The organism is Actibacterium ureilyticum, assembly GCF_002285435.1.
In the GTDB taxonomy this organism is placed as follows: Bacteria; Pseudomonadota; Alphaproteobacteria; order Rhodobacterales; family Rhodobacteraceae; genus Actibacterium_C; species Actibacterium_C ureilyticum.
Genome location: NZ_NSBT01000043.1, coordinates 11614 through 24384 on the forward strand (window position 1 = coordinate 11614; position 12771 = coordinate 24384).

At 66.5% G+C, this 12771-nt stretch carries 14 protein-coding genes; 10 read left to right on the forward strand and 4 right to left on the reverse strand.

Annotated elements, in window-relative coordinates:
- Window positions 1-231 precede the first annotated feature (231 nt).
- From CLM60_RS20110 to CLM60_RS20120, 3 genes are read right to left on the reverse strand one after another with little or no spacing between them, the layout of a single operon-like run.
- Complete coding sequence (locus CLM60_RS20110) at window positions 232-3333, reverse strand: efflux RND transporter permease subunit (protein ID WP_095590934.1); 3102 nt, start codon at window positions 3331-3333, stop codon at window positions 232-234.
- Complete coding sequence (locus tag CLM60_RS20115) at window positions 3330-4628, reverse strand: efflux RND transporter periplasmic adaptor subunit (RefSeq protein WP_141246569.1); 1299 nt, start codon at window positions 4626-4628, stop codon at window positions 3330-3332. The genes CLM60_RS20110 and CLM60_RS20115 overlap by 4 nt, the downstream gene beginning before the upstream one ends.
- A 5-nt stretch (window positions 4629-4633) precedes the next feature.
- Window positions 4634-5131, reverse strand: coding sequence for a cytochrome b (locus CLM60_RS20120; protein WP_095590936.1), 498 nt, complete (start codon window positions 5129-5131; stop codon window positions 4634-4636).
- Between the two features lie 96 nt (window positions 5132-5227).
- Here CLM60_RS20120 and CLM60_RS20125 point away from each other — a divergent pair, with 96 nt between their 5' ends.
- Window positions 5228-5842: a TetR/AcrR family transcriptional regulator gene (locus CLM60_RS20125; RefSeq protein WP_095590937.1), complete on the forward strand. Its 615-nt coding sequence runs from the start codon at window positions 5228-5230 to the stop codon at window positions 5840-5842.
- Window positions 5835-6212, forward strand: a complete 378-nt coding sequence (locus tag CLM60_RS20130; protein WP_095590938.1) for a hypothetical protein — start codon at window positions 5835-5837, stop codon at window positions 6210-6212. Before CLM60_RS20125 ends, CLM60_RS20130 begins: the two co-directional genes overlap by 8 nt.
- Here CLM60_RS20130 and CLM60_RS20135 read toward each other — a convergent pair.
- Window positions 6191-6604: an RrF2 family transcriptional regulator gene (locus tag CLM60_RS20135; RefSeq protein WP_095590939.1), complete on the reverse strand. Its 414-nt coding sequence runs from the start codon at window positions 6602-6604 to the stop codon at window positions 6191-6193. The genes CLM60_RS20130 and CLM60_RS20135 overlap by 22 nt on opposite strands.
- Window positions 6605-6723: 119 nt before the next feature.
- On the opposite strand from CLM60_RS20135, the gene CLM60_RS20140 reads away from it, so the two are divergent.
- From CLM60_RS20140 to CLM60_RS20175, 8 genes are read left to right on the forward strand one after another with little or no spacing between them, the layout of a single operon-like run.
- Window positions 6724-7206, forward strand: coding sequence for a hemerythrin domain-containing protein (locus tag CLM60_RS20140; protein WP_245848543.1), 483 nt, complete (start codon window positions 6724-6726; stop codon window positions 7204-7206).
- A gap of 7 nt (window positions 7207-7213) precedes the next feature.
- Complete coding sequence (locus CLM60_RS20145) at window positions 7214-7747, forward strand: DUF2478 domain-containing protein (protein ID WP_095590941.1); 534 nt, start codon at window positions 7214-7216, stop codon at window positions 7745-7747.
- On the forward strand, window positions 7744-8430 hold the full coding sequence (locus CLM60_RS20150) for a 5-formyltetrahydrofolate cyclo-ligase (protein WP_245848547.1): 687 nt from the start codon (window positions 7744-7746) through the stop codon (window positions 8428-8430). Before CLM60_RS20145 ends, CLM60_RS20150 begins: the two co-directional genes overlap by 4 nt.
- Window positions 8427-8954, forward strand: coding sequence for a ubiquinone anaerobic biosynthesis accessory factor UbiT (ubiT, locus tag CLM60_RS20155; RefSeq protein WP_095590942.1), 528 nt, complete (start codon window positions 8427-8429; stop codon window positions 8952-8954). Before CLM60_RS20150 ends, ubiT begins: the two co-directional genes overlap by 4 nt.
- Window positions 8951-9949, forward strand: a complete 999-nt coding sequence (gene ubiU / locus CLM60_RS20160) for a ubiquinone anaerobic biosynthesis protein UbiU (protein ID WP_095590943.1) — start codon at window positions 8951-8953, stop codon at window positions 9947-9949. Before ubiT ends, ubiU begins: the two co-directional genes overlap by 4 nt.
- A gap of 5 nt (window positions 9950-9954) precedes the next feature.
- Window positions 9955-10866 carry a ubiquinone anaerobic biosynthesis protein UbiV gene (gene ubiV, locus CLM60_RS20165; RefSeq protein WP_245848549.1) on the forward strand — a complete coding sequence of 304 codons (912 nt, stop codon included), beginning with the start codon at window positions 9955-9957 and terminating at the stop codon, window positions 10864-10866.
- Window positions 10867-10886: 20 nt separating this feature from the next.
- Window positions 10887-12092: an NnrS family protein gene (locus CLM60_RS20170; RefSeq protein WP_095590945.1), complete on the forward strand. Its 1206-nt coding sequence runs from the start codon at window positions 10887-10889 to the stop codon at window positions 12090-12092.
- An 11-nt stretch (window positions 12093-12103) separates the two neighbouring features.
- Window positions 12104-12769 carry an NnrU family protein gene (locus CLM60_RS20175; RefSeq protein ID WP_095590946.1) on the forward strand — a complete coding sequence of 222 codons (666 nt, stop codon included), beginning with the start codon at window positions 12104-12106 and terminating at the stop codon, window positions 12767-12769.
- Window positions 12770-12771: the final 2 nt, after the last annotated feature.

A 12771-nucleotide genomic window follows, 5' to 3' on the forward strand; every position in this document is an offset into this window, starting at 1 on the left:
GTGTACACGTTGTGTTCATTTTTCAATCGCGCGCTCTCGAGGTTTGTCGCGCGATGTTCCACCAGATGCGTTCAGTTGCAGGTCATTCGGGGTTGCGATTGCCGCTGTTTTTCTGCCTTGCGACCGGTCAAGACTCGCCCGACCTCTGAAGCGAAACGAACGTGTGCGAGATGACTTGCTTGGGTCTCTACCGGTTCCAACTGTTTCTGTTTTTGAAGAGGCGGGGTGGGGTCAGCGACCTTCTGGAACGACAGAATGGTCCTGTTTCCTTGGTCGAATGTCCTCGAGCGCTGCATAAAATGCGGGCAACACCAACAGGATAAGAACCGTCGCCGCCAACAGGCCAAAGACGACCGAGATCACAAGCGGCTTGAGGGTCTGTGCCTGGGTCGAGGTTTCCAGAAGCAGCGGTGCCATGCCCATGATTGTGGTCGAGACCGAAACGAAGATCGGACGAAACCGGGTGCGCACGGCCTCTCCCGCGGCCATCGCGGCAGACAGTCCATCGACGCGGCGGGCGTTTATGACGCCGACCAGCAAGATCGCGTTGTTGACCACGATTCCGGCAAGCGAGGCGGCGCCAACCAGCGACGGCATGGAGATATTGTAGCCCATCAGCACATGGCCCCAGATCACGCCGAGAAACGCGAGCGGGATGGTGATCATCACGATGAGCGGTTCAACATAGCTGCGGAACTGGAAACTAAGCACCAGGTAGATGCCCACCAGCCCGATCAGGAAACCGCGCAAGATTGAGGCGACCGTTTCCGCCGAATTCGCCGCTTGGCCGCCGATTTGGAAGCCGAGGCCGGGGGTGGTAGCCGCCAAGTTGGGCAGGAAAACCTCGGCCAGTTGCGCGGTGATCGCGTCGGCATTGCCGATGCGACCATCCACATCGGCTGCAACGGTCAGGGTACGCAAGCCATTGCGGCGCGTGATGGTGCCCCAGCCGCGCGCCTCGTCGACAGTGGCGATGCTGGACACCGGCACGGTGCCGCCACCGGGCAGGGCAATTTCGAAGTTGCTCAGATCGGTGGGGCTGACGCGATCATCATCGGCCAGCCGCACCTCGATATCCCAGGCCAGATCGCCGCGCCGGATTTCAGAAAGCTGCGTGCCGAGAAAGGCCGCGCGGATCTGGCCAGCGACGTCCGTGGCGGCCAACCCGAGGGCTTCGGCGCCTTGCGACAGGCTCAACCGCAACTCCGGTGTGCCGGGGCGTAGGTCGAGGATCGCGTTGCGCACGCCGGCATAGGTTTCAAGCTCCGCCAGCGTGGCGCGCCCCGCCGCCTCCAGTGTGGCGAGGTCGGGGTGGCTCAGGCGCAGTTCCACCGCGATGCCCTGCGGGCCGATCCCCGGCTCGGTCAGGATCAACGAGGACACACCGGGCAGAGTGCCGATTTCCTCGCGCCAGAGCGTGACGATTTCGTCCAACGTGCTGCTGCGTGTCTCGGCGCCGAGCAGGTCCACCGCGACGGTGGCGACATGGGCACCGGTCTCGCCCGCCGAGAGGTTGCGGCCCAGCCGGGTGATGCGGCGGATCACCAGCGGTTGTGCCTGGGGCTGATCAGGGGACAGGCGGGCGTTCACGCGGTCGAGCGCTGCCTCGACCTGAGCCACGGCTTGGCCCGTGCGCGCTAGCGGTGTGCCTGCGGGTAGCATCAGCCGCGCCTCGAGCACGTCGCCATCGATCTCGGGCATCGCCTCGCGTTTGACCACGCCGCCGCCCAATGCGCCGACGGTCACGATCAGCGCCCCGATGGCCAGACCGACAACAAGCCAGCGCGCCTTGATCGCGGCGTCTGCCAGGCGGCCCACGCCACGTTCGCGCAGGGCATCGAAACCCGCCTCGAAGCGGATGCGAAAACGGGATGCGGCGGTGTCCTTCATCCCGCCTTTCAGGTGATGGGGCAGGATCAGGAAGGCCTCGATCAGCGAAGCGGCGAGTGCGGCCAGCAGGACCACCGGAAGAACCTCCAGCACCGCCCCCAGTTCGCCTGCCAGAAAGGCAAGGGGCAGGAACACGGCCAACGTCGTCAGGAAGGACGAGATCACGCCGGGCGCCACGGCTGCGACGCCCTCCGCGACGGTTTCGACCGTGGCCCCCTTGGCCGAATGAACCGCGATGGAATCCGCGATCACGATGGAATCGTCCATCACGATCCCGATCGCCATCAGAAGCGCCACCAGCGTCATCATGTTGAGGCTGAGCCCTGTCAGCGCCATCCAGACGAAGGCGCCCGCAAAGGCCATGGGCAGGCCCATCGCTGCCCAGATCGCGAAGCTAGGTCGGAAAAACAGACTCATGACGACGACCACCAGCAGAAGGCCTATCACCCCGTTCTGAACCAGCATCACCAACCGGTCGCGGATGATGGAGGTCACGTCCTGCACCACCTCCACCGTGATCGTGTCGGGCAGGCGGGCGGTTTCCTCGGCCACCAGCGCCGCGACGCCGTCGAGCACCCGCAGCGCGTCGGCATCGAGCGCCTTGGCGACATCGAGCACGATGGCGGGGATGCCATCGACAAAGGCGCGGTCTTGCGGCGGGTCGAAGCGTTCCTCGATCGCCGCCACGTCGCCCAGCGTCAGGGTCGCGCCATTGGGCAACACCAGAACCGGGATCGTGGCAAGCGTCCTGGCTGTATCGCGCTCGGCGGTGAAGCGCAGGGTCAGCTCCGCGCCCGGCCCCTCCAGTGTGCCTGCGGGCAGGTCGATGTTCTGCGCGGCGATGGCGGTGGCGAGCGTCGTGGGTGTCAGCCCGTGGCTGTCGAGCACGGCGCGCTCCGCAATGATGGTCAGTGTCCGGGTGCCGAGGCCGCCGCGCGTGACGCCCGCGACACCTGGTAGGGCGGTCAGCCGGTCCAACAGCGCGTCAGCGTAGCGGTCCAGCTCGCCCAGAGGCAGATCGCCCGAGATGGCGACTGATGTGACAGGATCCGAGCGGTGCAATTCGCGCACCACGGCAGGATCGGCGCGGTCGGGGAAGGTGTCGATGGCCGACACCTCGGTGCGCAGCGAATTGACGAAGCGCAGCGCATCGTTACCGGGCGCCATGGTTGCCACGGCCCGCGCGCGACCAGTCTGGGCCGTGCACGTGAAGGTTTCCAGCCCCTCGACACCCTGCACTCCGTCCCAGAGCGGCGCGCAGATCGCGGCTTCCACATCCTCGGCTGCAGCGCCCCGGTAGGGCACGGTGACCTCGGCCTCGACGGCGCGGAAATCGGGGAAGGTTTCGCGCAACAGGCCCGGCGCGGCAAAGGCACCGGCAACGAGGAACAGAAGGAGCAGCAGATTGGCTGCCGTCGGGTGGCCAGTGAACCAGCGTATCATTGCTGGACCTCGACCGGAGTCAGGGACATGCCGGGGATGGCCGGAGCGATATCGTCGATCACCACGCGGTCACCCGGCGACAGGCCTGCGGCGATAACCACGTGGCCATCCTGCGCGAAGGCGACGGTGACGGGACGCAATTCCAGCAGGTCATCGGGGCCAATGACTCGTACCGTTCTGCCATGCAAGGTCGCCTCGGGGATCGCGATGACGCCGGTGAGAGATGCGCCCGAAAAGGCAAGCTGCACCTGCATGTTGGGCACCAGCGGCAGGCGGCGGGGCGGGTCGGCGCCCTCATAGGGGTCGTCAACCCTGACCACGACCGGCACGGTGCGCGCACGGGCATCCAGCACGCCCTCGATCCCGACAACACGGGCGCTCCAGATCTGCCTCGGGTCCGCCATAGGGCTGAGCGTCACCTCGATCTGCGTGGCGGGCATGTCGCGCATCATGTCGCCAAGGGTGATGCCCTCCGGTGTATCTCCCAATAGCCGTCGAAAGCTGTCTATCGGCAAATGCGCCACGAGCTCGGCCGCCGCGATCCCGTCAGCACGGATCACCACCTGACCGGGGGCGACGGTCTGAAACAGCTCTGCAGTCACCTCGGTCACGCGCAGGTCAAACGGCGTCGTCAGGGTCGTGCGGTCGAGCGAGCGGCGCGCCCGGTCGATGGCGGCCTCGCTACGTGCGACCTGCGCCGCGATCCGCGCCTCGCGGGACGGGATCAGGGCGAGCGTGTTTTCCAGCTCCGCCACCGTGCGGCGGGCCAGAAGCGTGGCGCGCTCGGCCTCGTCAGCGCGCGATTGTGGGACGGTGCCCTGTTCGGTCAGCGTGCGGGTGCGGGTCAGGTCGGCCTCGGCCAGTTCCAAGCGGGCACGTTCCAGATCAAGGATTCGGGCCGTATTGGCCACCTCGGCAGCCAGTTGAGCACTCTCGGCGGCAAGTGCCGCGAGATCGGCCTGCGATTGCGCAAGCGCCAGTTCGTAATCGGCCGGGTCTATCTGCAAAACCTCGGTCCCTGCCGGGATCAGACGTCCGGCTTCCAGATCAGGATGGCGCCAGATCACCTCGCCCTGCACCTCGGCCACGGCGACCCAGCTGTCGGCGGCGCGCAGGTTGCCCCAGGCGATTGCGGTGGGGCGCAGGTCCTCTGCCGCGACCGTCGTCACACGGACTGGCAGAGCGGGTGCGTCGCCCTGGACCTGTGCGGGGCCGGGCGCCGAGGCGATCATCCAGACTGCCGCGACGATGCCGATCGCGATAGGTGGTAAGGCAAGAAGGGGGGCGAGGCGCATGGGGATCAGTCCTGCGCGCGCCGCATCCGCGCCAGAGTGCCGTCGCGCAACACGAACTGATGGTAGAGCGCGCCGACCACATGAAGGGCGGCCAAAGCCAGCAGGACAATCTTCAACACATTGTGCCCCTGAGCTGCGGCTTCGACCCCGCCGAACCACGCGACGGCCCCGCTGAGTGGCATCAGGATCATCAGCGCGTAAAGGCCAACATGGGTAAGCTTGGCGAGAATGCCCTGCACCTTGCTGGCTTCGATTGCCGGGGGCACCCCGCGCCGCGCGCGCAGGGTCAACCGCCAGAGCGCGAAGATCATCACCAGCGCGCCGCCCGCCACATGGGCCAGCACGAGCGGGTCGAACCCAGCCTCCAGCCCATCGGTGATGCGGTCCCATGCGGCCGACATCGCGTCCTTGAAAATGTACTGATGCGCGATCAGTGCGAAGATGAGCCAATGCAGCGCGATCTGAAGGCGGGAATAGCCGGTGGGGGCGGTCTTGGCGGGCATGGCTAGGATCCTTTCGGTCAGGGTGCGCGACTCGGGATAGAGGTTGCGGTTGTCATAACTATATGTTAGTGAGTTATAACTAACAAGAGGTGACACATGTCGGGCCGTCAAAGTGCTGAAGAGAGAAAGGCGCAGATCGTGGCCGAGGTTCTGCGACTGGCCGATGAGATCGGACCCGACCGGCTGAGCACCACGGATGTCGCGCGTGCCATCGGCCTCAGTCAGCCTGCGATCTTCCGGCATTTCCCCACCAAGGGCGCGCTCTGGCTGGCGGTGGCCGAGGATATCGCTGACCGGTTGCAGAGTTACTGGGCTGCGGCCGAGGCAGGGGCCACCGGGCCGCACGAACGCCTGAAAGCGCTGATCGGTGCGCAACTGACGGCCATTGCTGAAACGCCTGCCCTGCCGTCGATCCTGTTCTCGCGCGAGTTACAGGTGGAAAATCCAGTCCTGCGCGAGGTGTTTCGCAAGCTTCTAGGCGCGTTCCAGGGCCGTCTTGTCGCCGCGATCCGGGATCTTCAGGCGGCGGGTCACCTGCGCCGGAACGTCGGCCCGGAGGATGTCGCTATCCTGTTGACCTCGCTGGTGCAGGGCGTTGCGATCCGCTGGACGCTTGGCGCGCGGGGCTTTGCGCTCGTGCCTGAAGGGTTGCGGCTGTTTGACGTGCAGATGGAACTTCTACGCGCGAAGGAGGGCGCTTGCGATGCCTAGAACCAGTCTGACGCGCCGCATAGCGGGCGGTGTTGCGATTGCCTTTGGCGTGCTGACCGTTTTCTCTGGTGGCCGAACATTGCTCGGATCAGCCGACATGGGGGCAGTCGTACCCTTCGTGCTGTGGTTCAACACGCTGGCCGGGCTCGCCTATGTCGTCGCGGGTCTCGGCCTGTGGCAGGGGTGGCGATGGGCCTGGCCCCTATCGTTCGTGATCTTCGCCGCAACGCTGCTGGTCTTCGCGGCGTTCGGTTTGCATGTGGCGCAGGGTGGAGCCTTCGAGATGCGCACCGTTTACGCCATGGCCTTGCGCAGCGCGGTCTGGGGCTGGTTCGCGTGGGTGGCGCGTCAGGCGTTTTCCGGTCGGTAAACGCAATCGGCCAGGGTGCTGCGGTTGAGGTCGGCGACAAACGCCGCCTCGGCATGGGCTAGCCGCGCTTTCAACCGACATTGCGGGGTCAGGGTGCAGCTGTTGGTGCCGGCCGCGAAGCATTCCACCAGAGCCTGATCTGCTTCGAGGGCCGCCACCACATCGCCCAGGCGGATGTCCTCGGGCGCGCGGGCCAGCATGGCGCCTCCCCCACCGCCGCGCCGGGTTTCCAGAAGACCTGCCGCGGCAAGTGCCGAGATCACCTTGGCCAGATGGTTGCGGGAGATGCGGAATTCATCGGCGAGTTCCGACGTTGTGAAAGCCCGGTCGGATGCGCTCGCCATCCGCATCAGAACGCGCAGGCCGTAATCGGTGAAGGAGGTGAGGCGCAAGGTCGCGCTCCTGGTTTGGTAGTTGAAATGCGCATTCCCAAGATGGTATGCGCATTTCAACTACCAATTCGCTGCGGCCCACGCAAGGACCCGGCGACGCGCGAGGGAAAGGACCCGCGATGAAAGACCTCCCCGAAACGGACGTGCCGCAGGATACCGGCGCCCTGATCGACCATATCCTGACGCGCTATCACGAGATGCACCGGGAGGATCTCGCCTCGCTAATGCCGCTCGCCGACCGGGTCGAGCGGGTCCACGCGGACGATCCCGAGGCGCCCACGGGGCTCGCCGCGGCCATCCGGACGCTCGCCGGGGAGATGGAGGATCACATGATGAAGGAGGAGATGATCCTGTTTCCGGCCATGCGCGCGGGCGGCGGGCCGGGCATCGAGCACCCCATCGCGGTGATGCGCGCCGACCACGACGATCACGCCGAAAACATCGCGCTGATCCGGCGGCTCACCTGCGATCTGACGCCGCCCGAGCACGCCTGCGGCTCCTGGCGCTCGCTCTATGGCGGCCTGGCGGCGCTGTTCGACGACCTTGCCGCCCATATCGCGCTGGAGAACGATGTGCTGTTCCCGCGATTCGAGCCGGCTTGAGGCGAAGATGCAGCTTGCGGGAGTGACAGTCGAGGGACGCGGCGGGACGGATCGTCTTATGGACGCGGTGGCTGACCGGCTAACGCGGGACGGCGTCCGGCTGGTGGGTGCGTTGCGCGCGGCCTCGCCCGATGCCGGATCGGGATCGTGCGACTGCGATCTCTGGCTTCTGCCCAACGGGCCGCGCTGGCGCATCACGCAGGATCTCGGACCCGGCGCCACCGCCTGCCGGATGGATGCAGGCGCCTTCGAGGAGGCCGTCGGGTTGGCGATGTTGCGGCTTCTGTCCGGCCGGGCAGACCTCGTGATCCTCAACAAGTTTGGCCTGAGCGAGGCAGAGGGGCGCGGTTTCCGCGCGCTGATCTCCGAGGCGCTTGCCCGCGGCGTTCCTGTCCTGACTGGCCTCTCCGAAACCCACAGGGCCGCGTTCGACCGCTATGCCGATGGCATGGCGACGATCCTCACACCGACCGAGGCTGCCGTCATGGACTGGTGCAACGCCGCTGTCGCACCTGTGGCCGAGGAAGGTGCGTGTCCATGAGCGGACAGGGAGCCTATGCCTCGCCCCCCTGCATGGCGGCGGAGGTGGACCCGACCTATTTCGATCCGCTTGGCACGGATGTGCAGCAGGCGCGTGACGTGGCGCGCTGGCGTCGAGCCGAGCGGGCAAGGCTGGCCAGCCTGAGGGAGGGGTTGGGCCAGACAGGACGGGCGCATGTGAGCAGTTCTATCTGCAGTCATCTCGAAACGGTCCTCGCCGCGCGCGGGACCCTCCGGGAGACCGTGCTCGCCGGCTACTGGCCGATCCGAGGAGAACCGGATCTGCGCCCGATCCTGTCCGATCTTCACGCGGCGGGCGTCTGTATCGCGCTGCCGGTGGTGGAGACCCCCGCAGCGCCGCTCGTGTTCCGACGATGGATGCCGGGCATGCGCATGCTGCGCGGCCATTGGAACATCCCCGTTCCGCCGCCCGAGGCGGAGGTCCTGACGCCCGACATCGCGCTCGCGCCCTGCCTCGGCTGGGATGCAGGCTGTTATCGGCTCGGCTGGGGCGGCGGCTATTACGACCGGACACTGGCCGCGCTCTCGCCGCGGCCCGTCACCATCGGCATCGCGCTGGCGGCAGCCCGACTGACCACAATCTACCCGCAGCCCCATGACATTCCCCTCGACAGGATCGTGACGGAGAAGGGCGTATCGGGGGAGCGAAAGGACCCATCATGATCCCGACGAGCGAACCAACGGCCCGGTTGCGGCCCGGCGAAGGCGCGATCGCGCGGCTTGCCTGCCTTGTGCTGCAACCGGTCCTGACGCGCGTTGTCCGTCGGGTCGCGGCGCGGCACCCGTCTCTCTTCGCGCGGCTCGGACCGCACCAGGCGACTGACTTCCTGATCGATCCCGTGGAACTGCCCTTTGCGCTGCATCTCCGCCCCGACCCGCAGGCGCTCGTCTTCCGCGCCGTGCCGCGCGATACGGCGCCGCAGGTCGGGGCCACGATCCGCGGGCGGTTCTTGCTGCTTCTGGAACTGATCGACGCCGAGCAGGACGGCGATGCGGCCTTCTTCTCGCGCGATCTGGAAATCAGCGGGGACACCGAGGCCGTCGTTCGTCTTAGGAATGCGCTCGACGACATGGACGGCTCGCTGGCCGAGGAGGCGTCGGCGATGTTCGGGACACCCGGACGGGCGGTTCTCGCACGGTTGCGGCGGGCCTATCCGGATGCCACCAAACCGAGGGAATACGCATGAGCCTTGCCGAACTGATCTGCCCCGCGGGCACCCCCGCCGCGCTGCGCACCGCCGTCGACGCGGGCGCCGATGCGGTCTATTGCGGCTTCCAGGATGCGACCAATGCGCGGAACTTCCCGGGGCTGAACTTCACCCCCGATGAACTGGCCGAGGCGGTGACCTATGCCCATGCGCGCGGCACCAAGGTGCTGCTGGCGCTGAATACCTATCCGCCTGCGGGCAAGGTCGATCTCTGGCGACATGCGGCGGACACCGGCGCGCGCTTGGGCGTTGATGCCTTCATCGTGGCCGACATGGGCGTGGCCGACTACATCGCCCGGATGTATCCGGGCATCCGGCTGCACCTGTCGGTACAGGCCGCGGCCTCATCGCCCGAGGCGATCCGCTACTATTGCGAGAACTTCGGTGTAAAGCGTGTGGTCCTGCCGCGCATCCTGACGATCCCCGAGATCCGCCAGATCCGCCGCGAGATTCCCTGCGAGATCGAGACCTTTATCTTCGGCAATCACGGGCTGATGGTGGAAGGGCGGTGCAGCCTGACCAATTACCTGACGGGTCAATCCACGAACATGGACGGGGTGTGCTCGCCCGCCTCAGATGTGGAATATGTGCGCGACGCTGACGGGTCGATGTCCTCGCAGCTCGCGGGTTTCACCATCGACCGGTTCGGGCCCGAGGAGAAGGCCGGCTATCCCACGATCTGCAAGGGCCGCTACGCCGCGCCCCATCGCCCCGAGGGCTACTACGCCTTCGAGGAACCGATCAGCCTGAATCTGTCGCGGCTCCTGCCCGAATTAATCGAGGCGGGCGTGCATGCTTTCAAGATCGAAGGGCGTCAGCGCTCGAAGAGCTATGTCCGCGGCGTTGTGCGTGCGTTCCGCGCAGCGGTGGATGACATCAAGGCCGGACGCGAGGCAAACATCGCCGACCTGATCGCCCTGACCGAGGGGCAGAAGCAGACCCAGGGCGCCTTCGAGACAAAGAAATGGCGGTGAATACCATGACGAAACTGACGCTCGGCCCGATCGCCTACCACTGGTCCGCGGATGCACGGCGTGACTTCTATGCCCGCATCGCGGATGAGGCGCCCGTCGACGAGGTTTATCTGGGCGAGGTGATTTGCTCCAAGCGCGCGCCCTTCCACGAGGCAGACCTGCCGGCCACGATCGAGCGGTTGGAGCGCGCAGGCAAGCGCGTGATCCTGTCAACGCTGGCCGAGGTGATGCTGAAACGCGAGCGCAAGGCAACCGAGGACATCGCCGAGATGGTCTCGCCCGAGATCGAGGTGAACAACGCCGCAGGGCTTTACGCGCGCGGTAAGCGTCCGCATCGGATCGGCCCCTTCATGAACGCCTACAACGACGCGACGATAGCCTGGATGGCCGGGCAGGGCGCGACCCATGTTTGCCTACCGGCCGAGATGCCGGCCCCGGCCATTGCAGCCGCGGCGCAGGCCGCGGTTGCGTTGGGCCTGGGTGTCGAGGTGCAGGTTTACGGCCGCGCGTCTCTGGCTGTGTCAGCGCGGTGCTATCACGCCCGCGCGCACGGCCGCACCAAGGACAACTGCCAGTTCGTCTGTGAAGAAGACCCCGACGGCATGCCGCTCCGCACCCGCGACGACCGCCCGATCCTGCGGGTGAACGGCATCCAGACCCTGTCGGAAAGCTATGTCGACCTGCTCCCCGAAGTGGCCCGTCTGATTGCCGATGGCGTCACGCACCTGCGGCTGATGCCACAGGCGGTGGACATGGTCGCGGTGGCGCAGGTGTTTCGCGATGTGCTCGATGGGCGCGTGCCGACAGGCGAGGCCGATGCCCGCCTTGCGACGCTGAGCGGGGATGCGGGCCTGAGCAACGGTTTCTATCATGGCACGGCGGGCTACCGCCGCATTGCCGCCGCGGCGCCGGCCTGAGCGCGCAAGGGACGCCACAAATGACCTCGACCGCCGAACAGATGCGCGCCTGGACCGGACCCGCGATCCTGACCTACGGGTTCCGCCCGTTCTTTTTCGGTGCGGCGGTCTGGGCCGTGCTGGCGATGGTGTTTTGGGTGCCGATGCTGTCAGGGCACCTGATGTTGCCCACAGCCTTCGACCCCGTGTCATGGCACGCGCACGAGTTCCTCTACGGTTATCTCGGCGCCGTCGTCGCGGGCTTTCTCCTGACTGCGGTGCCAAACTGGACGGGGCGCCTGCCAATCGTCGGCTGGCCGCTGGGCGGACTGGCGGCTCTGTGGCTCGTGGGGCGCGTGGCTGTGATCTTTTCGGCGGGGTTGCCGGGGCTGCTGGTGGCGGCGGTCGACCTTGCCTTCCCGGTCGTACTGGCCACGGTGATCGGGCGCGAAATCGTGGCGGGCCGGAACTGGCGCAATCTGATCGTGCTGGGGATGCTCGCGGTCTTTGCCCTCGGTAACGCGCTGTTTCACTGGGAGGCCGCGCGAGGCGAGTATGCCGCGCAAGGTTACGGCCTGCGACTAGGCCTCGGCGCGGGCGTGATGATGATCGCGGTCATCGGCGGCCGAATAGCGCCGTCCTTCACCCGTAACTGGCTGGTGAAGCGGCGCAGCGCCGTACTGCCCGCAGCGCCGATGCAGCCCTTCGATAAGGGGGCGCTCGCGGCTCTTCTAGTGGCGCTTGTGCTGTGGGTAGCACTGCCACTCGGGACGCTGACTGGAGTCGCGCTTGCGCTGGCAGCCGGGTTGCACGCCCTGCGATTGGCCCGTTGGGCCGGACACCACACCTTTGCCGAGCCGCTGGTGACTGTGTTGCACGCAGGCTATGCCTTCGTGCCGTTGGGGGCCCTGGCATTGGCCGCAGAAATCTTGGCTCCCGGGTCCTTCGGAATGGCGGGCGCGCAGCATTTCTGGATGGCGGGTGCAATCGGCTTGATGACACTGGCCGTGATGACACGCGCCACGCTGGGTCATACCGGGCAGGACCTGCGGGCGGGAGCAGGGACCGTCATGATCTATCTGGCCCTGATCCTGTCCGTATTCGCGCGGGTCGCGGGGGGCGTATGCCCCGAATTTTCCAGCCCGTTGCACACGGTGTCCGGGCTGTCGTGGATCGTCGCCTTCGGCAGCTTTGCGGTCATTTACGGCGGGCTTTTGCTACGTCTGCCCGCCGCCAAGCGGATCTGAGGCGCGCATCCATGGGATGGTTCGAGTTCGCCCTGGCCTATGTCGTGTTCTTCCTGTCGCATTCCTTGCCCGTGCGCCCGCCGTTGCGACCCTGGCTTAAGGCGCGGCTTGGCCCTGTCGGTTTCACGCTGGTCTATTCCGCCCTGTCGCTCGCGGTGCTGGCCTGGCTGATCGCGGCGGCAGGCCGCGCCCCGCATGTGGCCCTTTGGGACTGGGCGCCATGGCAGATCCATGTCCCTTTGACGGTCATGGGGCCGGTCTGCCTGATCCTTGCGCTCTCCATCGGCCGGCCCAACCCTTTCTCGTTCGGGGGTGCACGCAACGAGCAGTTCGACCCAGCACGGCCCGGCATAGTTCGCTTGTCGCGTCATCCGCTGCTTCTGGCGTTGGCGCTTTGGGCGGCGGCCCATGTCGTGCCCAACGGAGATCTGGCCCACGTGTTCCTGTTCGGCACCTTCGCCGCCTTCGCGCTGCTGGGAGGCCGACTGATCGACCGGCGCAAACGCCGCGAGATGGGGCCAGAATGGCAACGGATGCGTGATCTCGTAGCGAACGCACCGCTCCTCTCGGCGTCCCTGTCGGGGGGCACTCTCCTGCGGCTTGCGGCAGGCGTTGCGCTTTACGGGGCGCTGCTCTGGGCGCATCCATTTCTTTTTGGGGTCAGCCCGCTTCCCTGAAC